Origin of the sequence: Bacillus sp. MUM 13, from assembly GCF_001866725.1 — a bacterium.
GTDB lineage: Bacteria > Bacillota > Bacilli > Bacillales > DSM-1321 > Peribacillus.
The window spans coordinates 1-21,215 of record NZ_MLYQ01000122.1; the positions used below are offsets into that span (position 1 = coordinate 1).

At 42.3% G+C, this 21,215-nt stretch carries 16 protein-coding genes and 1 riboswitch; of the genes, 3 read left to right on the top strand and 13 right to left on the bottom strand.

Going from position 1 to position 21,215, the window contains the following annotated elements; translation table 11 throughout:
* Positions 1-457: 457 nt before the first annotated feature.
* From BIV59_RS20775 to BIV59_RS20785, 3 genes are all read right to left on the bottom strand, one after another.
* On the bottom strand, positions 458-1,261 hold the full coding sequence (locus tag BIV59_RS20775) for a polysaccharide deacetylase family protein (protein ID WP_071353374.1): 804 nt from the start codon (positions 1,259-1,261) through the stop codon (positions 458-460).
* Positions 1,262-1,360: 99 nt separating this feature from the next.
* Positions 1,361-4,819, bottom strand: a complete 3,459-nt coding sequence (metH, locus tag BIV59_RS20780; RefSeq protein ID WP_071353375.1) for a methionine synthase — start codon at positions 4,817-4,819, stop codon at positions 1,361-1,363.
* Positions 4,812-6,656: a bifunctional homocysteine S-methyltransferase/methylenetetrahydrofolate reductase gene (locus tag BIV59_RS20785; RefSeq protein ID WP_071353376.1), complete on the bottom strand. Its 1,845-nt coding sequence runs from the start codon at positions 6,654-6,656 to the stop codon at positions 4,812-4,814. Before BIV59_RS20785 ends, metH begins: the two co-directional genes overlap by 8 nt.
* A gap of 228 nt (positions 6,657-6,884) precedes the next feature.
* A riboswitch (SAM riboswitch) is annotated at positions 6,885-6,985 on the bottom strand.
* Between the two features lie 287 nt (positions 6,986-7,272).
* On the opposite strand from BIV59_RS20785, the gene BIV59_RS20790 reads away from it, so the two are divergent.
* Entirely contained in the window at positions 7,273-7,881 is a 609-nt protein-coding gene (locus BIV59_RS20790; protein WP_071353377.1) for a class I SAM-dependent methyltransferase, read from the top strand.
* A gap of 87 nt (positions 7,882-7,968) precedes the next feature.
* On the opposite strand, the gene BIV59_RS20795 is transcribed toward BIV59_RS20790, so the two are convergent.
* The 5 genes from BIV59_RS20795 to ku form a co-directional block, all read right to left on the bottom strand.
* A complete protein-coding gene (locus BIV59_RS20795; protein ID WP_071353378.1) occupies positions 7,969-8,613 on the bottom strand; it encodes an MOSC domain-containing protein in 645 nt (214 codons plus the stop codon).
* A 296-nt stretch (positions 8,614-8,909) separates the two neighbouring features.
* Positions 8,910-8,999: a putative holin-like toxin gene (locus tag BIV59_RS24580; protein WP_371261463.1), complete on the bottom strand. Its 90-nt coding sequence runs from the start codon at positions 8,997-8,999 to the stop codon at positions 8,910-8,912.
* Positions 9,000-9,350: 351 nt separating this feature from the next.
* On the bottom strand, positions 9,351-11,009 hold the full coding sequence (locus tag BIV59_RS20800; RefSeq protein ID WP_071353379.1) for a glycerol-3-phosphate dehydrogenase/oxidase: 1,659 nt from the start codon (positions 11,007-11,009) through the stop codon (positions 9,351-9,353).
* Positions 11,010-11,190: 181 nt separating this feature from the next.
* Positions 11,191-11,772, bottom strand: a complete 582-nt coding sequence (locus BIV59_RS20805; RefSeq protein WP_071353380.1) for a glycerol-3-phosphate responsive antiterminator — start codon at positions 11,770-11,772, stop codon at positions 11,191-11,193.
* A gap of 103 nt (positions 11,773-11,875) precedes the next feature.
* Positions 11,876-12,715: a non-homologous end joining protein Ku gene (gene ku, locus BIV59_RS20810; RefSeq protein WP_071353381.1), complete on the bottom strand. Its 840-nt coding sequence runs from the start codon at positions 12,713-12,715 to the stop codon at positions 11,876-11,878.
* Positions 12,716-12,980: 265 nt separating this feature from the next.
* Between ku and ligD the strand changes: the two genes are divergently transcribed.
* A complete protein-coding gene (ligD, locus tag BIV59_RS20815; protein ID WP_071353382.1) occupies positions 12,981-14,831 on the top strand; it encodes a DNA ligase D in 1,851 nt (616 codons plus the stop codon).
* Between the two features lie 31 nt (positions 14,832-14,862).
* Here ligD and dapF read toward each other — a convergent pair whose 3' ends face one another.
* A complete protein-coding gene (dapF, locus tag BIV59_RS20820; protein ID WP_071353383.1) occupies positions 14,863-15,852 on the bottom strand; it encodes a diaminopimelate epimerase in 990 nt (329 codons plus the stop codon).
* 201 nt (positions 15,853-16,053) lie between these two features.
* Between dapF and BIV59_RS20825 the strand changes: the two genes are divergently transcribed.
* On the top strand, positions 16,054-16,347 hold the full coding sequence (locus BIV59_RS20825; RefSeq protein ID WP_071353384.1) for a hypothetical protein: 294 nt from the start codon (positions 16,054-16,056) through the stop codon (positions 16,345-16,347).
* On the opposite strand, the gene BIV59_RS20830 is transcribed toward BIV59_RS20825, so the two are convergent.
* From BIV59_RS20830 to BIV59_RS20850, 4 genes are all read right to left on the bottom strand, one after another.
* Positions 16,342-17,586, bottom strand: a complete 1,245-nt coding sequence (locus BIV59_RS20830; RefSeq protein ID WP_071353385.1) for an EAL and HDOD domain-containing protein — start codon at positions 17,584-17,586, stop codon at positions 16,342-16,344. The genes BIV59_RS20825 and BIV59_RS20830 overlap by 6 nt on opposite strands.
* Positions 17,587-17,745: 159 nt before the next feature.
* On the bottom strand, positions 17,746-19,047 hold the full coding sequence (locus BIV59_RS20835) for an NCS2 family permease (RefSeq protein ID WP_071353386.1): 1,302 nt from the start codon (positions 19,045-19,047) through the stop codon (positions 17,746-17,748).
* 254 nt (positions 19,048-19,301) lie between these two features.
* Positions 19,302-19,871 carry a beta-class carbonic anhydrase gene (locus tag BIV59_RS20840; protein WP_071353387.1) on the bottom strand — a complete coding sequence of 190 codons (570 nt, stop codon included), beginning with the start codon at positions 19,869-19,871 and terminating at the stop codon, positions 19,302-19,304.
* 262 nt (positions 19,872-20,133) lie between these two features.
* A complete protein-coding gene (locus BIV59_RS20850; protein ID WP_071353389.1) occupies positions 20,134-20,937 on the bottom strand; it encodes a hypothetical protein in 804 nt (267 codons plus the stop codon).
* Positions 20,938-21,215: the final 278 nt, after the last annotated feature.

Sequence of the window (21,215 nt, forward strand, 5' to 3'; positions counted from 1 at the left end):
ATATTACCATGTTTTCAATGAAATTTCCAAAGAGATTCCTCGCCTTGATCAGCTAATTCCAAGAAAATATTCTGCTTTATTCAGTATTTTAAAGCTTTTACTTAATTTTTTTCTGAATTAGGCCATTTTTCGCTGTTTCGACATTTTTTTTCTTCAAGGAAATAAATCAGGGTCTGGAAGAAAATATCATAAAAACCCTTACATCTGACGAAACCATTATAACAAAATATAACTTTCTTTGTTCTACAAATTTTTTATTTTTTTGCAGCTGCCGAAAAAATTCAAACAAAGGCTGGCCTATACGCTTGAACAATAGAAAAAGCCGGATAAAACACCTTCTTCGTGTTTTCCGGCTTTTCTCATTAAATTAGGGCAATGGTCCTGCTTTAGTACTTTTTGGTGTTCCAGTCCTTTCTATAAATTTCTATTTATTAAGGCTAAGTTCAATTTGTCTTTTTCAGCGAAAATGTACGATTGGGGCATTTTCCTGAATCATATCAAATTCATATCCCTGGCTTTTCAGCCCTTCAATAATGGCCGGGAGGGCTGTAACTGTATTTTTCATACTATTAATATCATGAAGCAGAATAATGGCCTTTTTTTGGTTTCGGGCCCCTTTCAGCACAGAATTTATAATAGTGCCTGTGCTTATTGCCGGACTGATGCCATCTGTAGAATCAACATTCCAATCACAATACACATAGCCTTTATCCTTCAGCTCACGGAGGATGCCATCCATCATTTCCTTTTTGACATTTTGGCTGATCACCCTATTTTTGCTTCCTCCGGGGAATCGGATGTACTTGGATGTAATTCCGTATTTCTTTTGAAGCATCTGTTCCAGCCTATTTACATCCTGAAAAAATTTTTCCTTATCCCGATAAATCACCGAATAATCATGGGTATATGAATGCAATGCCACTGTATGGCCTCTTCTTATCATTTCTTTATAGCCCTGTTCTGCATATTTTTCTTCGTTTCCCATTACAAAGAAAGTGGCTTTGATATGATACCGGTCAAGTATATCTAAAATATCCAGGGTATGTGGGGAGGGGCCGTCATCAAAAGTCAGATAGGCCACTTTCCGGCCGGCTCTGTCAGCAAGTTCCAGCGGAGTCAGCTCCTCAGGCACAGTTTTCCATTGCTGTTTTTCACCATTGCCGCCTTGAAATCCTTCAGCCGTTTTTTCTGCTGCAATTGAATCCGGACCAGTCCCTAACATACATATAAATAACATCATGAAACACAGAACGATTTTCATTACAGTTCCCCCTTGTTATTCATAAGGTGCTCAACCGGAGGAAACTCATTCACAGAAGAAAGAAATCTGGCAATACCCATGTCCGGATGTTACTTCATTTTAGATATCCGCCCTGTTTGCATCAAAATACCTTGCCTGCGGATGTGAAAATACAACTGCAGAAACCGAAGCCTCAGGCTCCATCATAAAGCCCTCGGTAAGTGAGATGCCAATTTCCTCTGGCTGCAGCAGCCTGAATAGCTTAGCCTGGTCCTCAAGATCCGGACAGGCTGGATATCCAAAAGAGAATCTTTGGCCTATATATTTTGCTGCCAGTCTTTCTTTCATGGTCATATCCAAATGATCGCTGATTCCCCAGTCATTTCTCATGATATGGTGAAGCCTTTCAGCAAACCCTTCAGCCATTTCAAGTGCCAGTGCCTGCAGTGCATGGCTTTTTAAGAAGTCTCCTTCTTTCTTTAGTTCTTCAGCCTTTAGCCTGATTCCCTTGCCTGCAGATACAGTGAAAAATCCCGTATAATCCATGATGCCAGAACTTACTGGTTTAACATAATCGGCAAGGCATAATCCCATTTCCCCGTTTTGGCGGGGGAAATCAAAGGTTTCGGCCACTTCCCCCGGATTTTCAGGATTATAGATATGGATTTTATTTCCTTCACTTTGGGAAGGGAAAAACTGATATACGCCATTTAAGCTAAATTCAGGATTTGTTTTCAGCATGTCCACAAGTTCATTTATCAGCTCATTTAAAAATGCGGCTTTTTCATTTCCCTCCCGAAGCAGTACATCCACTTTTCCTTTTAACCCCAAGTGATGCCCTATCAGCATCTGTTTATTAACATAAGGCAAAACTAATTCCAGAGGGTAATTTTTCAAGATATGCCGCCTGATGTCTGCAGGTTTTTTTACATCAACATCTCTTGAAATAATAAATGCGGCCTTTTTGGCAATCTGCGGCCTTTCTAACAAGGAAACAGCTTTTGCATTTTGTTCTGCTTTGTTTCTTTTTTGATCCAGATTAAGGAGAAATTCATCTTTCTTACTTTCATCATGAAGCATATTCGCAGCTGATAGCCCGTCCATGGCATCCTTCGAATATATGACAGGCCCATCATATTCCGGCGAAATCTTAAAATCTGTAAATTTTCGGGATAATGCAGCGCCGCCTACAAGGATTGGCACATTTATTCCCGCCTGCTTTAAATCCTGTGCCGTTATCACCATTTGCTGTGCAGATTTAACAAGGAGGCCAGAAAGCCCGATAACCGTTGGATTATGTGTACGGACCGCTTCAATAATCTGCTGTGTCTGGACCTTGATTCCCAGATCAACAACTTCAAAACCGTTATTCGAGAGGATGATTTCAACTAAATTTTTTCCGATATCATGTACATCGCCTTTTACTGTTGCCAACAGCAGCTTGCCTTTTTTTGCGCTTGTATCCCCAGTCATAAGAGGTTCCAAGTATGACACTGCAGCCTTCATCGCTTCTGCACTTTGGAGAACCTCCGCTACAATCAGCTTGTTATCGTTGAAAAGCCTGCCTACTTCAGCCATACCGTCCATCAGCGGGCCATTAATGATGGCAAGCGGCTCTCTTCCCTCTTTCAGGGCGGTATCAAGATCCGCCAAAAGACCCTCTTTTGTTCCCTCTATAATGTAGTTCGCAAGCCTTTCATGCAGCGGAAGCAATGCACTGCTGACTTTCCTCTCCGTTTTCTTTCCGCGGTAAAACTCTGTAAAAGCGGCTAATGCTTCTTTCGTGGTATTAAAAAGCAGTTCCTCTGCAAGGCGGACCTCTTCCTTGGGAATAGAAGCAAAACGCTCTAATTTTTCCGTGTTGACAATCGCATAATCCAGACCTGCTTTTGTGCAGTGATATAAAAATACAGCATTAAGAATTTCCCGCCCCCTTGCCGGCAAGCCAAAAGAAACATTGGAGATGCCCAGGATCGTCTGGCAATGCGGATATTTTTCCTTGATGCTCCGGATGCCTTTTACCGTTTCGGAGCAAGAGCCCAGATATTGCTCATCACCAGTCCCAACGGGAAAAACGAGCGGGTCAAAGATGATATCCTTAGGATTGATTTTATATTTATTAACAAGCAGATCCATGGACCTGCCGGCAATTTCAAGTTTTCTTTTCACATCAATTGCCATTCCCATTTCATCAATCGTCCCAACAACTACAGCGGCCCCGTATTGATGAATGTATGGGGTGATTTTTTCAAAACGATCTTCACCATCTTCAAGATTAATTGAATTGATGATGCTTTTCCCCTGTGAATTCTTCAGTGCCTGCTCAAGCACGGCTTCATCTGTAGTATCTATAACTAAGGGTACCTTGACTTTCTTCACAGCCTCCCTGACAAATTCCATCATATCACCGAATTCGTCGCCATCAGGGTCAGCCAGGCAGATATCAATCACATGGGCGCCCTTTTTCACTTGTGCTCTCGCAACCTCTGCTGCCTGCTCATATTTCTTATCACGAATCAGCTCTTTGAATTTGCGGGACCCTATTACATTTGTCCTCTCTCCGACAAACAGCGGCCTCATCGTTTCATCGTATATGAGAGGCTCTATGCCTGCAATCGCGTGATTGTGGGTGTTTTCAGGAAGTTCCCTTGGCAGAACATCCTTTAAGGCAGCAGACAGCGCCTCAATGTGGGCTGGTGTAGTTCCGCAGCAGCCGCCAATAATGTTGACCCAGCCCTTTTGGGCAAATTGCTTCATTTTTTCCGCCAGGGAAACTGGCGATTCATGATAATGGCCTTCTTCATCCGGCAGCCCGGCATTCGGATAACAGCTTACCGCATGGTGAGACAGCCCCGACAGTGTACGGATATGGTCAATCATAAACTCCGGCCCTGTTGCACAATTCAGCCCGACCGCCAGCGGATCCATATGCTCACAGGATAAATAAAATGCTTCGATGGATTGCCCGGCGAGCGTTGTTCCCATCGGTTCGATCGTTCCGGAAATGATGATCGGCACCGTTCTTCCTGATTTCTTAAAGGCTGATTTAATTCCTAAAAAAGCAGCCTTAACATTCAGCATATCCTGGCAGGTTTCAACTAGAAGCAGATCCGAACCTCCGTCCAGCAAACCTCTTGCCTGCTCTTCATAAGAGGAAGATAATTCATCAAAATGCGCCCCTCCTGTAACGGAAAGGGTTTTGGTGGTTGGGCCCATCGAGCCTGCCGCAAACCGCGGCCAGCTGACTGTTGAAAATTTATCACATGCTGCTCTTGCCAGCCTTGCAGAAGCTTTATTCAGTTCATATGCCATGCCATCTAGCCCATATTCCTCCAGCACAATGCTCGTAGCTCCAAAACTATTGGTTTCAATAATATCGGCCCCTGCTTTTAAATATGCTTCATGAATGGACAAAATAATCTCTGGGGCTGCAAGCGAAAGATATTCATTGCATCCATCATACGCTTCACCGCCAAAATCTGCTTCGGTGAGGTTTTCAGCCTGAATCATAGTTCCCATTGCACCATCCAAGATCAATATTTTCTTTTTCATCTGATTTACTAGAAGATTTTCACTCATATGCTGTCACCCCTGCCAATTTCATACTATCCGTCTTCCTGATATGCTCAGTCAGCACTACGGTCATTTCATAGCGCATAAACGGAGTAATTAAATAAATCCCTTGAAACTTTTCCATCGCCGCATCTGCCAAAGATTTTGCAATGGCAAGCCCTTCATTCCTGGCAAGCAGCGGATTGCTGCCTGCGGCTGCCATTGCACGGCGCACATCATCAGGGAGTGTAATGCCCGGTATTTCATTATGAATAAATTCAGCATTTCTGGCACTTGTCAGCGGCATGATGCCTGCAAAAACAGGTGTATCAAGATGTTTGGTCGCTTCATATACTTCTTCCATCTGGTTTACGGAATAAATCGGCTGGGTCAGGAAGGATTGTGCCCCGCAGGTAATTTTCTTTTCCATCCTTTGTACAGCTTTATCGAGATACTTAACGTTTGGGTTAAATGCTGCAGCAATTTTAAAATGGGATTGCTGTCCAAGGCTTTGCCCAGAAAAGGATAAACCCTCATTGAATTGCTTGACAAGGCTGATCAAATCGAAAGAAGAAAGGTCATAAACAGAAGTAGCTCCAGGAAAATCTCCAATTTTCGACGGATCTCCAGTCACAACAAGCAGTTCATTCAGCCCCAGCGTCTGAAGTCCCATTAAATGAGACTGCAGTCCAATCAGGTTTCTGTCCCTGCAGGTCAGATGTATCAAAGGATTGGCCCCCATCTGATTCTTCAGCATTACGCCAAGAGCTGCATTGCTGATTCTCGGCGTTGCGAGCGAGTTGTCAGCAAGGGTAACGGAATCAGCACCTGCATCCAAAAGTGCTTTAGCACCCATCATAAAAGGTTCAATTCCGAGTTTCTTTGGCGGGTCAAGCTCAACGAGAACCGTCCGTTTTCTTTTGGCAAGCTGGTGCAGTGCGGGTGTTTTATCATCAATTATCTCGATAATTTCTATTTTTCTGGCCTTAATTTCTTTTTGTGTAACAGGAGGGATAATGCCTAGCTTCTTTTTTACCTCTGCAATATGAAGCGGAGTTGTTCCGCAGCATCCGCCGATTACTGCTGCCCCCTGTTCCCTGAGTTTTAAGGCACTTGAGCCAAAGTATTCCGGCACGGCTTCATATATCAGCCTGCCATCGATATATTCAGGGAGGCTTGCATTTGGATAAACGGATATAGGCGTGTTCTTCATTAGGGGAACTTCTTCTAAAGAGCGGATCATATGATGCGGTCCAAGCCTGCAGTTTATGCCTGCAACATCCGCACCAAGCTGTTCCATTCTTTGAAATGCTTCATTCAAATGAATGCCGTTTTGCATGTATCCTATTTCATGCAATGTCACATTGGAGATGATAGGAAGATCTGTTTCTTTTCTGGCAATCGGCAGCACGGTCTCCAGTTCTTCGAGGTCATAAAAAGTTTCAAGAATCAGACCATCAGGCCCTTCCATCAGGATACTGTAAAGCTGCTCACGAAAGCTGCGTTTTATCTCCTCCATGCTAAGATCATTTTTCCTTATGCTCCTCAGCGCTCCAATCGTCCCAAAAACAAACGCTTTTCCTTCCGAGGCCTTCCTTGCAATGGCAACTCCATTGCGATTAATGGCGCTTACTTCATCTTCAAGGCCGTATCGCTTCAATTTATGGTAGTTTGCACCATAGGTATTGGATTGCAGAATATCGGCCCCCGCTTCTAAATAGGCCCTGTGAATCGTTTCTATCTGGCCTGGGTCAGTGGAATTAAGCTCCTCATAGCAATGATCAATTCCATGGGAATACAGCAATGTTCCCATGGCTCCCTCCCCGATAAGCACCCTTTTTTTCAGTTCGTTCCGGAAATCCATATGACACCTGCTTTCAATATCTGTGTGTAATTTTATAAGGGCTTACTGTATACTTGGCTGTTGCTCTCTGCTATTGACGGCAGACTTCCAGGGACGAGCTGCCTCCCTGTGAATCAAGCCCATCCATTCCAATAAAAAAGTGCTGGAATTTGCAATGAACCATAACAATGCCCTTCGAAAATAATATAAAAACAGGCCTTCTTGGAAGAAGGCCTGTTTCAAACATTCTCCTCATCTATCAAGCTTCTGCTTGCTGGATTTAGCACCATGGCGATTTGCCGGTTGCTGAGGCTTCATGGGGCCAGTCCCTCCACCTCTCTCGATAAGATATGTAATTTTAATATTCAAAAAAATTAATTACATTTAATTTACATGATTAAGCAGCCAATTTCAAGACTTTATGGAAAATAGTATGTATATCCTTCTAAAAAACCAGGTTCAATACTCGTACCGTTCTTTTTTTTCTTTGGCCATCGCTTGATCTTATAATCCCTGTGTGCATATCAGCACAGGATTTTTAAGATCAAAAAAAACTAAAAAAATCAGTACCATGTTTACCAAAAGCTGCAGAAGTGAATAACAAAACTATAATCACAAAGAGAAAGGAGGCATTTTTTTGATTGAAATTTTAGCTAAGCAATTCCGCAGGCCAGACGGGCTATTAGGAAGGCTTGCCGGAAGAATAATGCTGTTCGAAAACCGCAGGATCAACCGCTGGACTATTGACCTATTGAATATAAAGCCCGGGGATTATCTTCTTGAGATTGGATTTGGGCCAGGGTATGCGATAAAGGAAATTTTCCGCAGGCACCATAATGTGAAAATAGATGGAATAGATGTCTCAGAGTCTATGACTAAGGAAGCAGAAAAGAGAAATTACAAATATGCAGAAGAGGGAAGGCTTAAGCTACACAGCGGGGATGTGACAGATTTTAAACAGGAATTATACAGATACGATAAGGTTTTTTCTGTTAATAACTATCCCCTTTGGAAAAATCCGAAGAAGGAATTAATCAGGATTCACCATTTGATGAAGGATGGAGGTGCCATCGCCATCACTGTACAGCCAAGAGAGGAAGACGCATCCCGGGAAAAAGCCCTGTCCCATGCCATAGAAATTGAACAAGCACTCTTTCATGCAGGATTCCGCAGCATCTCTGTTAAGTTCAAGAAAGTCCGGCCACAATTAACGGTATGTGTTACTGCCCATTGCAAAAAGAATTAAAAAAATTCAAGGTGTTATAAGAGCTCACTGATTTTAACAGAAACACTGAGCTCTTATCCCTTAAGCAAGGTTTATCTATCAGGAAAATTAAGAAAGCCTTTTTTTCAGCCTTTTTTTCCAGTCTTCTGCAAGCCCTTCTGCGGAAATCAATTCCTCAGCGGCTGCCAAGCCTCCCTCCTGGTGCAGAAGAATTCTGGATGCCTGTAAGACGGTAATGGGCTTTTGCGCGCGGTGCAATAAAGTTATATTATCATTTTCATTGATTGTGCCAGCATCAATCATTTTTGCAAAGTAACCTGTATAGCACGTGTCCAAAATGCGCTTTAAGAATTGAGGTTCATTATTGAAAAAAGAAATCGTGGAGCATGGCACCCTTCCTTGTGTTACCTGGACTGCAGCACTTCTGCCAATTCTGAAAATATCACCGATGCATACTTCTTCTTCCTTCATTCCATGAACGGTCAGATTTTCACCAAAAGCAGGCATCGCAATGGTTTTCTGGAATTCATCTTCCCACAGGGAATAATGTTCTGCAGGGTAAAAGCATACAGCGCGTTCAGGTCCGCCATGGTGCACCGGATTGCCTACTCCGTCCCCGGAAAACCCGTTTGCACCAAGTTCCGCCATTTCTGTTTTCTGTTTTTTAATGGCTGTTTTCATGTTCATTCCGCTGAATGCCTCATCCTGCGGTTTTCCTATTTGAAGTGATACAATGCTCCCTTGCAATACCATTATTTTTCATCCTTTCTTTCTAAGCATCTCTTTTAGTGAGTACATCTGATAGAAACGCAGCTGATTTTGGAGAGTGCTTTTTAACAGTCCCTTTATGTAAGTATACTAAAGCTTGCCGCCATAAAATAAGGGTCATGGTGTATTCGTGACAGGGCAGTAATCTTATGGTATTCTAATGATAGATAAAAACAAAAAGAACCGCAAATGTGCCAGCATTTGCGGTCCCGCGATAGACTTTCCTGTCGGACCGGGCTTCTATCAGCAAACAGGCCTCTCCTTGTGCATTTTAGGATGGCCTATTTTTTATTGTGAAAAGACAAAATTGCAATTATGAGAGTTGCAAACGAAAACATAGCCATAAAAGTTTCAAAGATTGTCAAAGGCATCACCCCCTTTTTCGGGGAGTCCCGATCCTAGCAGTCTATCGTCCTTCTATTATACCATAAATCCGCCAAATCAACGAACGTGTGTTCCTTTTTAATGAAATAACTACTTTAGTACTAAAAATTCTGAATAGTTGTTGTTTTTGATATTGAGACATGTTACTATTACCATACAATATATAGTTGATCCACTGATAATATCGCCTATATATTGATTGTTTTTTTAAAATAGATTTCCTCTTTTCCGCTCATCATTGGGCGGCTTTTTTCTGGCATCAGAAAAAAGACGAGCTGCCTCCTTTCGAAGGGACAGCTAGTCTTTTGGGATTTTATAACATCTATTTTACATGCTGATCAAAACTCGAAGGGAAACTCAGCTTCTCTTATACGTTCCTTCAGCACCTTAGCCATTTCAAGTTTCCTGCTCTCACTCCAGCTAAAAACTTCCTCCATATAGGCCGTCACTCCCTCGCTCCACCTTTTTGCACCAGCGATATCAAACAGGATAGCACCTGTTCTTCTTAAAAGAAAATCATCTGGCGAAGCGGCACCTTCATCTTCAATCGCATAAACAAGCATAGCAAAAATCTCTTTAGGAAGATGATATTTGTCTGCAAGGCTGCCTTTTTCACGGACGATTTGAAAGATCCTGCTGACATTCGACCCATATTTCTTTGCAAGTTTTTCAGCAGATTCCCTAGATAATCCAGCTTGCGTGCCTTCTTCCACCCTTTTTTCTATATAGCTTTGAAATTTTGATGCCCCTCCGACATCTCCTCCTGAAATCGGCATATGTTCCGTCTGGCACACATCAAATTTAATTCCGTACTCTTTTTCAAATTGCAGGGCAATCTTGTCAGTTACCTGCTTTGACATTTTCCTGTATCCCGTCAGCTTTCCTCCAGCAATGGTAATCAGGCCGGAATCCGAAACCCATATTTCATCTTTTCTTGAGATTTCCGAAGGGTCTTTCCCGTCTTCATGGATGAGCGGCCGCACACCTGCCCAGCTTGATTCGACGTCATCTTCTGTAATGCCTACATCAGGGAACATGTAATGAATTGCATCGAGCAGATAATCCCTGTCTGCTTTAGTCATTTTTGGATGGACAGGGTCATTTTCGTAAAAGGTATCCGTTGTTCCTACATATGCTTTCCCTTCCCGCGGAATGGCAAATACCATCCTCTTATCGGGTGTATCAAAGTAAACTGCCTGCTTGAGCGGAAATCGTTTCTGATCAATCACGATATGGACGCCTTTCGTTAAATGAAGGGTCTTTCCTTTTTTTGAATGATCTTTTTCCCGTAAGTCATCTACCCATGGACCCGCCGCATTCACGATTTTTTTTGCCGTGATGGTGAATTCCTCTCCTGTCAGCATATCCTTGATTACAGCTCCTGCTATCCTTCCGTCCTTGTATACAAAATCAGTTACTTTGGCATAATTCAGAAGGTCAGCTCCAAACTCCGCAGCCTTTTTTGCCACTTCAATCGTTAAACGCGCATCATCTGTACGATATTCAACATAATAGCCGCCCCCTTTCAAACCGGTTTGTTTGACCAAAGGCGCCTTGGAAAGGGTTTCTTCCCTTGAAAGCATCGTCCTTCTTTCCTTTCTTTTGACACCTGCCAGAAAATCATAAACACGCAGCCCGACTGAAGTAGAAAACTTACCGAAATTTCCTCCTTCATGAAATGGAAGCAGCATCCACTCCGGTGTTGTTACGTGAGGGCCATTTTCATAAACAATCGCTCTTTCTTTACCTACTTCGGCTACTAAAGATACCTCCAGCTGCTTTAAATAACGCAAACCTCCATGGACGAGCTTTGTAGAACGGCTCGATGTTCCTGAAGCAAAATCCTGCATCTCAACCAGTGCCGTTTTAAGACCCCGTGACGCCGCATCAAGAGAAATGCCGCACCCGGTTATTCCTCCTCCTATTATTAATAGGTCATACTCATTTGACTGCAGCTTATCTGTCACTTTCACGCGATTTAGATTAGAAAACTTCATGCTATCTCCCCCTCATAGCTTCGTTTAGTTATTTAATACCCTGATAGCTTGCGTTTATGTTAAAAATGCATACAAAAAAGACCGCAAACCGCACAGCTGCCATATGCAGCCATGCTACTTGCGGTCTCTCCAATTCTCCAACCAATTTTATTAACTTATTTAAAGTATAACGCTTTCTTTTTCATTTGAAAAGCATTTTGCCCGGCGACCAAAGTTCAGGGTCGCTATACAGCTTCCAAAGCTCTAAATTGGAAGTGGTTATGGCAACCGCTCCGGAATTCAAGGCATTTTCTGCTTCCTGCCGGGTTCTTATAAAACCGCCTGCCATTATGGGAATGTCCACTTTTGACTTGATTTCTTCGATGATCCAAGGCATTGCACCCGGCAGAAGCTCAATAAAGTCAGGCTTTGTTTTTTCAATGAGCTGCAGGCTTTTTTCCAGTGCATGGGAATCGATCAAAAACATGCGCTGTATTGCTTTAATGCCCTTTTTCTTTGCTCTTTGAATCACACTTATTTTGGTGGAGATTAGTCCGTAAGGCTTGAATTCCTGACAGATATATTCTGTTCCGTATTCGTCATTTTTAATTCCATGGATCAAATCCATATGATAAATCATATTCTTCCCATGCTGTTCCGCCAATGCTGCAGCCGATTTTAACTGTGAGATATGCATTTCAAGGAAGGCTCCGATTTTAAATGGGCTTTCAAGAAATTTTTCAAATTCCTTCATATTTCTTGAAGCGGGAATAATGTGCTGCATGATTGTCCTCCCTTTCGGAAAGTATCCATTTTCCCATCATCTTATCATACTTTGGCCCATGCTTATTATTAAATAACAAAAAAGGAGAAGGCATCTTCCCCTTTTAAGCTTCTTTTTTTCTTATCGCCGTCTTTTTTCTTGCTGTTTTTTTCTTTGCGGCAGGCTGTTTTGGCTTGGTTTTATCGATAGAGGCCTGCAGGGCAGCCATCAGGTCAGTAATATTGCTTGCCTGCGGTTCTTTTTCTTTTGCGGTAACCGTCTTGCCTGATTTTTTGGACTCAATCAGTTCAAGAAGTGCTGTACGGTATTCGTCATGATATTTTTCCGGCTTAAACTCTGCCGTCAGCTGATCAATAAGCATGATGGCCGTTGATAACTCAGTATCTGAAATAGCATCCCCAGAAGGAATTCCAGGCACATCTGCTGCCGGCCGAACCTCATCAGGATAATGAATGGTTTCCATGATGAGTGTGTTTTCCATTACCCGGATTACTGCCATTTGTTCCTTTGAACGGATCATGATTTTTGCGAGACCTGCTTTGCCGGAAGATTCCAGTGCCTTCCGAAGGAGAGAATAAGCTTTTATTCCTCCTTCATTTGGAGACATATAATAGCTTTTATTATAATAAATGGGATCAATTTCTTCCAATTTCACAAAATCGATTATCTCGACTGCCTTTTCTTCATTCTCCTTTTTAAGCATAGTTAATTCTTCATCTTCAAGAATCACATATTTCCCTTTTGTATATTCGTAGGCCCTGACAATATCATCCTTGCCCACTTCCTTGCTGCAGACAGGACAGACTTTTTCATACTTAATGGGGGAATGGCACTCTTTGTGCAAATTTCTAAGCGAAATGTCTTTATCTTCAGTGGCTGCATGCAGCTTGACCGGAATATTCACCAATCCAAAGCTTATGCTTCCTTTCCACATTGTGTGCATATTTATCACCTGCTGATTTTTTGTCTGCTCCTGTTACTTGATGATTTCCGCTTCAGGCTCTTCCGTATGCTTCTTTACCGGTTTCCGCTGGAGCCGCAAACCTCCAATTTTTAACAGGGCTTTTATAAAGGAAGCTGCTTTAAGTCTCCTTTATTAGGTATTGTGCACTGCTCTTTATATTCCTTCCGTAAAAAAAATTGGCAATGCAAGTTTATGCTGATCTTGTACATCCTAAATGAACAAGCCTTAGACAGGAGGGTTCTTCATGAAACCAATGCTTCCTACATATAAAAGCGATCCCCCGCTTGGAGAGTCTTGGAGCTACGAAGTCAAATATGACGGGTTTAGAGGAATATTGACAATAGGTGAATCACACACAGAGCTTTTAAGCCGGAATAATAAGCAGCTGCTGCCTAATTTTCCCGAAATACAAAGATACGCTGATTCAATAAGGCCTATGCTTGACGGTTACCTGCCTGTCAAACTGGACGGCGAACTGACTTGGCTTGTTAATCCGTGCAAAAGCGATTTCATGCACCTGCAATGGAGAGGGAGATTAGGAAATTGGGAAGCCATTGAAAATGCTTCTTATGATTCCCCGGCGATATTTCTGGCCTTTGATCTCATTGAATACAAAGGACAAAATCTTTTAAATACCGCTTACAGCGAACGCAAAAAACTGTTAAAAGAATTTATCAGAATACCAGGCATGCCAGAGTCACCTGATCCGCTGGATAATGCCTGTATTCAATATATTCCTGCCTTCATGGACTTCCAAGAATTAATGGATATGGTGGTTTTATATGACGGTGAAGGAATTGTAGCAAAGCATGGAGCAAGCCTTTGGGAAGCAGGGAGGCGGACACAGGAATGGATAAAAATAAAAAACTGGAGGACTGTTTCCTGTTTTATCACCGGGCTCAATACGGTAAATGGCTACTTTTCCCTTGGTGTTTACCGGGGAAATGACATTATACCCGTGGGACAGGTGAAAAACGGCCTTCCTTCGCATGAAAGAGATATTTTGGAACAGGTTATAAAAAGTAATGCAGCAGGCAGTGACGGTGCTTCTCTTTTCATTCACCCTTCTATATGTGTATCTGTTCATTTTCTGCATTCTTATGATGAAAGTGAGCTTCGTGAGCCAAAGTTTCATAAAATTCTTGTAGATGCACAACCATCTCAATGTACTTGGGAAGCATTTATAGAAGGACAGTTTACTTTTCCTGAAAACATTAAGATGACATCTCCTGATAAGCCCATATGGAACACTGACAACGGGGGCATTATTACAAAGATAGAGTATTTACAATATTTAAGGGATATATCCTCTTGGATGCTGCCGAGGTTATACAATAAAGCATTGACAACCATACGCTATCCTCATGGAGTCATGTCTGAAGAACGCTTTTACCAGAAAAATGCACCTGAATATACCCCTTCATTTGTCGATACGTTTAAGGAAGGAGATATCTCCTATATTCTTTGCAATGATATACAAACCCTGCTATGGCTGGGCAACCAGTTAGCCATTGAGTTCCATGCACCCTTCCTTTCAGCAGGCAAGAACATGCCGGATGAAATAGTACTCGACCTTGATCCTCCCTCATCCGCTTCTTTCCCGCTTGCAGTCAAAGCTGCAGCAGCCATCAAGAGGTTTCTCGATTCCATTTCTATTAGCGGGGTGTTAAAAACCTCGGGCAACAAAGGCCTGCAGATTCATATCCCGATCCCTGCTGATACATACAGCTATTCTGATACCCGTCTTTTCACTGATTTTCTGGCAGATTATTTATTAAACGCCTTTCCGGATGATTTCACGATTGAACGGATGAAAAAAAATAGACATGGAAAGCTGTATCTTGATTTTGTTCAGCACGGGGAAGGAAAGACCATTATTGTTCCTTATTCTGCAAGAGGCAACAGCTTTGCGGGTGCAGCGACACCTCTTTATTGGGAAGAGCTGGAGAATGAGATTGCCATTGAAGATTTTACAATCAGAAATGCTGCCAAAAGGGTCAGAAACCATGGGTGCCCTTTCAGACATTACGAAGAGTACAGAGCAAACCAGCCATTTCAGGAGGTCATTTCTTTTTTAAATAAGCACAAAAAATAAGGTGCATCATCGGATGCACCTTATTTTGTACTTATTTGAATGCCAAAATTTGTTCCCGCACCGAGTTTTCAAATTTTGAGTATAGGTTGGTTTCTTTTGTACTTTTAGTTTCATGCAGAAGCTTGAATTTTGCCGTTTCTTCAAGGTCGACGGCTATGGATGCACGATACTCATATGTTGCGTTGCCAATCAAATCTATTGTATATTCTCCTGTTTTTTTATCCAAGTGCACAGCACACTTTACTTTGCCGCCTGGATTAAAAACTTCTATTTCTTCTTCCGCGTTAGCTTTGCCGTTCAAACAGGCGACAAGGCTTGAAGCAGACATTGCTGTTCCGCAGGCATTGGTAAAGCCGACTCCTCTTTCAAATGTACGGACAAAAATTTTATTTTCCCCAAGATGCTTTACAAAGCTTACATTTACTCCATCAGGAAAAAGCTCATTCGGCTTATTTACACTTTCGGCAAGTTCCTCTTGAATGCCAGAATCCAGGACTTCCTGTTCTACAATTGAAACAAGATGAGGGTTTGGCACAGCAAGGGCAGTAAAACGCAGGCTATCCGAAAGCCCGGGGATTGTTTCATTTTTCAGGGTTTCTTGCCCAAGCCGGAGCGGCAGATCGTTCAGCCTGAAAGAAACGGGCGATATTTCCACTTTAAAAGTAGGAATGCCATCATAAATATCTTCGGTCCGTTCAACGGCAAGGTCTTTTTTCATCGTTTCAATTACTAATGTGTCCTTGGCAACTGTTTCATGGACAAACCTTGCCACACAGCGCAAGCCATTTCCGCACATTGACGCTTCAGATCCGTCTGCATTGAATACTCTCATCCTGGCATCCCCGCGGCTGCTCTTCATGACAAAAAGAATACCATCACCGCCAAGGCTGCCTTTCCGGTTGCATAAAGAAATGGCAAGCTTTCTTCTTTCATCATCCGTAAAGCTTATATCTTTTGTCAATTCATCGATTAATATAAAATCGTTGCCAGATCCATGGCATTTCAGTAAATCAATTATCATTCCAGCATCTCCAATCCATGTTTAACCCGGTGTTAATCTGTTCGCTTAAAAGGGTATATGTATGTCATTCATTATACTATGCTGCTCTGCAAAAATTGAGTGTTACTTCCAGTATACTGATTTTTTTTCTTGCGGCAAGCAAACAAGTGGCCATTTATTCGAGCGAGCAAAAAAGGCCAAGGCAATAAGGAGAGTGCAATCATGAAAATCCGTTCTGTATTTAAAAAGCATGTCTATTGGTTCCATCTATTTGTACCGGCAAAAGGACATGTCCTTTCTGAAGATTCCAATGGAAAGGTCATTTCTGCAGAAGTTTCCATTTTGACAGAATCACAGCAATTGGTCTGGGAAGGTAAAATCCGCGTTTTAATCAATCAGTTTGGCATCTATCCGCAGCCTGAAGATCTAAATCGGATCCAGGCTTCCGATACAGCAAAAAAAATGCTGCTTATTGAGCTAAGGAGGTACATCAAACCGCAAAAAGCCTTTTTATGATGAAGCCGCATTTCCGGAAAGCAGGCCGCTGGACCAGAAGAGTGCTTCTTTACAGGCTTCAAAAACCTGGCTGCTGTCAAATCCCAGTGAGGCACACATCCTTTCAGCACTTTCCCAATTTGCCCCTTCCACTTCAATTGCCAAGTCCAGAATTTTTTTATAGATATTATGTTCTCCAAGCAACGCCCGGGAAATTTCCTCATGCAGGGAAAGTTCCTGCAGTACATCCTTCATAGGAACCCCCATAATCGAATCCATCAGGGAAAACATGCCTGCCAGAAAAAATCCCGGTGCTGCCGTTCCTGCCTGGCTAAGTGAAGCAATTTTTTCGCATGCCCTGGCCCTCGTCAGGCATATCCTGGCAATCTCACTGGATGCCTTCGATTGCCCCCCGCTATAGTCCCTCACAGCCAGTACAAAGATCCACTTTTGGATTTCAATCAATCCCAGAAAAACAATCGCCTGGCGAATTGAATTTATTTTATTTTTCGGCCTGAAAGATGGCATATTGATTAATTTAAGCAGCTTATAAGATAGGGACAAATCTTTCTCTATTAAACTTGTCAGATGATCGATATCCGGCTCGGGCAATGATAAAATCTGGATAATTTCATAATATGAATGAAAAAAAGAAGGTACATCATGTGTTGACAATATAATGGGCTTAGAGAAAAAATATCCTTGAAAATAATCGTAGCCCAGTTTCTTTGCCAGCTCATATTCTTCCCTTGTTTCTACTTTTTCAGCCAGCAGTTTTACATTCAGCAGCTTGCAGATCGATTCTATTTGCTCTCTCATATTTTCTGGAGTATTCAGAAAATCCACTTTTATGATATCAGCTGTTTGCAGCAATCTTTCTGAAAAGGGATTTTCTTTATTAAAAACAAAGTCATCCAAAGCAATCTTATAGCCCTGCTTTTTAAGAGATATACAAATGCCGATCAATTGCTCTGTCACAGGGACTGTTTCAAGGATCTCAACTACTATTTCCCTGGGAGGAAAGTATGTCGGCAGGTTCAGTTCCAGTAAATTTTCAGTAAAATTAATAAAACATGGCTTTCCATCAGAAAGTCTGTCAATCCCAATGTTTAAAAAGCTGTTAATAATTACATCGGCAGTGGCCTGATCATGATTAACGGCTTGATAGCTATTTTCCATACTATTGCGATACAATAATTCGTAAGCAGTCAGTTCATCATTTTTTCCAAAAATAGGCTGCCTGGCAACAAAAACTTCCATTTATAAACTCCTCTGTCATCCATGAATAATTATGCCTACATTTTAACAATAAAAGGAATATGTGTCTATTGGTATAAGAACAAATATTCAGGACTAAAAGCCGGCAAAACAGAAGAAGGAAGCAGATTTTACATATCTGCTTCCTTTGGATTTTACAGTTCAGCTAATGGTGCTGATTATGAAATAGGCTAAAAATAGCACACCAATGATATAAAGCACCGGCGAAACTTCTTTTGCCTTGCCAATTACAATTTTCAAAATAGGATACATGATAAACCCGATGGCCATTCCGTCAGCTATGCTGAAGGTGAATGGAATCATGGCAATAATTAAAATGGCAGGCACACTTTCAGAAAAGTCCCCGAAATTCAGATGCTTGATATTTTCCATCATTAAAATTCCTATAATGATCAAGATAGGTGCAATGGCACTGTCAGGAATGACCTTGATGACCGGAATGAATAATATGGAAACGATAAAAAGAAACCCGGTAATGACCGAAGTTAAGCCAGTCCTGCCGCCAGATGCGATTCCAGCCGCTGTTTCTACCGTTGCCACCGTTGGGCTTGAACCTGCCAAGCCAGAAATCAATACAGAGATTCCAGTCGCCTGGAATGCCTTTTGATACTGTCCGGGTCTTTTAATGCTGTTCACATGTCCATGAACAAGACCGATGTTTTCAAACACAAGTACCATTGTCATGATAAATACGGCTACCCAGAAATCAAAGCGGCCAGCTTCGGCAAAGGATAGAGACATAAAAACATCTCCGTAGGATGAAACATCCATGCCTTTAAACGAAACTCCTGAGAATGAAATGGTTCCAAGACAGTATGCAATGATACTGCCGGCAATGATCGTTATCAGAAAGCTGCCCGGCACGTTTTTGATGAACAATGAAATGGCAATGATAAAGGTCAGCGCTGTTGCAATGACTTTGGGGTCGCTGAAGCTTCCAAGCGCTAAAAGCGATGAAGCACTCTTGGTGATCAAACCGCCCTTTTCAAGCCCAAGGAACATTAAAAATAATCCGAGCCCTACTGAAATGCCTTCTTTTAATGAGTTTGGAATTGAATCACTGATAACTTTGGAAAAACGGGTAAAGGCGATAAACGCAAAGATGGCACCGGAAACAAATACAGCACCTAATGCAGATTGCCAGGATAGGCCCATTCCCTGAACCATCGTATAGGCAAATAATGCATTAAGCCCCATTCCCGGCACAAGGATGATCGGGACATTTGCAAAGAACCCCATCAGGATGCAGCTTGCAGCAGACGTGACAATTGTCGCAACGATTGCACCGTTAAATGGAATGCCTGCTTCAGACAGAATCAGCGAATTTACCACGGTAATGTAGACGATAGTAAAATAACTCACTATCCCTGCAAGAATTTCTCTGCGGAAAGTCGACCCATTTTCTTGGATGTTAAAAAGCCTTTGAAAAATAGAACGATTCATAGTAGATTCCTTATTTAGTTTATCCCTCACCCACCCGTTTGTTACAGTGACAAACCACACTATGTGATTTTAACAGAAAAACACCGAAAATCAAACTATTCTCCCATATCATCAGCGGACCGCTTGCTGCACCATTTTTTACACGTTGGCGGGTTTATATATCTCCAGTTCATTTTGCCTGCTGGGGTCTCTAGACGCAGAGCAGGCAAAGCAACTTCACCAGATGGCCGTATGTTTACAGCTAGCACGATCTATTATTTAAGAAATTCGTAGCCGTCCACAACTTTGTCAAGTTTACCGGTTTCAGGAGAGATGACAAGCCCGTGTACCGGGATATTTGGTGGAAGCAGCGGATGGTTCCGGATAATTTCGACACTGTTTGTGACGCTTTCCACTACACTGTCAAAACCGCGGAGCCAGTTTGCCAAGTGAATGCCGGAGTTCTCTACCGTTTCAATTGTTTCTTCTGTAATGCCCCTGTCCTTCATTTTTCCAATCATCTTTTCACTGTTGATGGAGGACATTCCGCAATCATGGTGGCCAACTACAAATACCTCATCAGCATTCAATTCGTAAACGGCAACCATTATACTCCTCACGACACTTCCGAACGGATGGGAAACAACCGCACCCGCAGTTTTAATAACTTTGGCATCTCCGTTTTTGAAGTTCATGGACTTAGGAAGCAGTTCCACAAGCCTTGTGTCCATGCAGCTTAAGACAACCATTCTTTTTTCAGGAAGCTTCCCTGCCTTATACTTTTCATATTCCTCTTCTTCCACAAATCTTTCGTTATACACTAATATTTCATCCAATAAAGACATAAGATCACCTATTTTCTATGTATTTTTCTTGCTCATTATAATACAAAACAAACAAAATTGCTTTTTATAAGAATTATTTATGCATTCATGCAGTTCTTTTTTAAGGCTGTTTTCGTAAACTTTGCTGCTGCCTGAACAAGCGGCTGATTTCCGCTCAAGGATGCTATGCTTTCCGCGGGGCGTGCGCCAGGCTTCCACGACTTCCCTCTGCAGGGCCTCATCCTGTCACGTTGATGCAGCAGGAGCCTTATCCATAGTTTGTTCAATTTTTTCTGTGATGTAAAACTGCTGCACAAAAACCAAGCACGGCCACCTTTTCTTTCATTTCGGCTGCTTCGCTAAATGAGAGAACGGGAGTGTTCATCTCCTTGAATCGCTCTCCCCACTCGATAGGCATCCAGCCTTTTTGAAACCTCACAATCTTTTTGCCGCTGCAAGTGATTAATTCAAAATCATTGAGCAGCCCGCCGATGCTGACTGGGATCCAGTCTTCCCCGCCCGCACCAGCAATCATGCCATTCACTTTGAAAAGGGATTTTTTCCAGACTTCCTTAAAGCTCCCTATCAGCTGCCCTTCACCGTCTTTCATAACCACTTTGTTCAGCAGGCCCCAGCCGAAATTATACATACCAAGCAGTTTTCCCGTTGAGTTGTACAATCCATACCTTTTAGGCAAAATCAAGGAAACAGAATTCGGAATCATCCACATATACCAGCTCATGTTCATATCTCTTATTTCTCCTGCAAGTGCCCCGTTCGGTTCAAAAAGCAGTACTCTCAATGTAGGAGCCGGCATAAAGGCCGCCAGCAAATTCCTTTGCTCCTCCAGCGGCTTGCATGAAGTTACCGCTTCTATTGGCAATCCCTGTGCCCTGTTTTCGTATACTCTATAACCGGCAAAGCTTATTATGCTAAAAAGAATGAAGGGTGCTTCAATCTCCAGAATATTGCCCGTTAAAACCCCAAAAAGATGCAGTGCAAAGAAAGCTGCAGCCATAATCAAAGAAATCCAGGAAGTCCGGAAGCATATCTTAGCCGTTTTCACATAGTAAGTCCGTATATTCATAATCTGCTCCTTGGGAGATTAGTATGCCATAAGAATCCATTAATAGACTTGCCGCTTGCCCAGCCTCCTAATATACGTTCTACCTCTTTCATTCTATTCCTTTTTGAACTTTAATAGAATCATTAAAAAGCGGAAGCGCCTGGTCAGCTTGCGAAGCAAATAGGGTTTAGTCCTCTGAAGGCGGTTCTTTGCCTTCTGAGGACTAAACATCTTTTGCACAGCAAGCTAGGCGCTGCAGCTGGATTACATAAAAAGCGGAAGCGCCTGATTCAAAGGAT

Excerpts from the sequence above, each read along its gene's own strand:
- metH (WP_071353375.1), bottom strand. The coding sequence starts at position 4,819 with ATGAGTGAAAATCTTCTAGTAAATCAGATGAAAAAGAAAATATTGATC.
- BIV59_RS20800 (WP_071353379.1), bottom strand. The coding sequence starts at position 11,009 with ATGAAGTTTTCTAATCTAAATCGCGTGAAAGTGACAGATAAGCTGCAG.
- BIV59_RS20830 (WP_071353385.1), bottom strand. The coding sequence starts at position 17,586 with ATGGAAGTTTTTGTTGCCAGGCAGCCTATTTTTGGAAAAAATGATGAA.
- BIV59_RS20795 (WP_071353378.1), bottom strand. The coding sequence starts at position 8,613 with ATGGTATTGCAAGGGAGCATTGTATCACTTCAAATAGGAAAACCGCAG.
- BIV59_RS20835 (WP_071353386.1), bottom strand. The coding sequence starts at position 19,047 with ATGAATCGTTCTATTTTTCAAAGGCTTTTTAACATCCAAGAAAATGGG.
- BIV59_RS20805 (WP_071353380.1), bottom strand. The coding sequence starts at position 11,772 with ATGCAGCACATTATTCCCGCTTCAAGAAATATGAAGGAATTTGAAAAA.
- BIV59_RS20825 (WP_071353384.1), top strand. The coding sequence starts at position 16,054 with ATGAAAATCCGTTCTGTATTTAAAAAGCATGTCTATTGGTTCCATCTA.
- BIV59_RS20785 (WP_071353376.1), bottom strand. The coding sequence starts at position 6,656 with ATGGATTTCCGGAACGAACTGAAAAAAAGGGTGCTTATCGGGGAGGGA.
- BIV59_RS20775 (WP_071353374.1), bottom strand. The coding sequence starts at position 1,261 with ATGAAAATCGTTCTGTGTTTCATGATGTTATTTATATGTATGTTAGGG.
- ligD (WP_071353382.1), top strand. The coding sequence starts at position 12,981 with ATGAAACCAATGCTTCCTACATATAAAAGCGATCCCCCGCTTGGAGAG.
- BIV59_RS20840 (WP_071353387.1), bottom strand. The coding sequence starts at position 19,871 with ATGTCTTTATTGGATGAAATATTAGTGTATAACGAAAGATTTGTGGAA.
- BIV59_RS24580 (WP_371261463.1), bottom strand. The coding sequence starts at position 8,999 with ATGCCTTTGACAATCTTTGAAACTTTTATGGCTATGTTTTCGTTTGCA.
- dapF (WP_071353383.1), bottom strand. The coding sequence starts at position 15,852 with ATGATAATTGATTTACTGAAATGCCATGGATCTGGCAACGATTTTATA.
- BIV59_RS20850 (WP_071353389.1), bottom strand. The coding sequence starts at position 20,937 with ATGAATATACGGACTTACTATGTGAAAACGGCTAAGATATGCTTCCGG.
- ku (WP_071353381.1), bottom strand. The coding sequence starts at position 12,715 with ATGCACACAATGTGGAAAGGAAGCATAAGCTTTGGATTGGTGAATATT.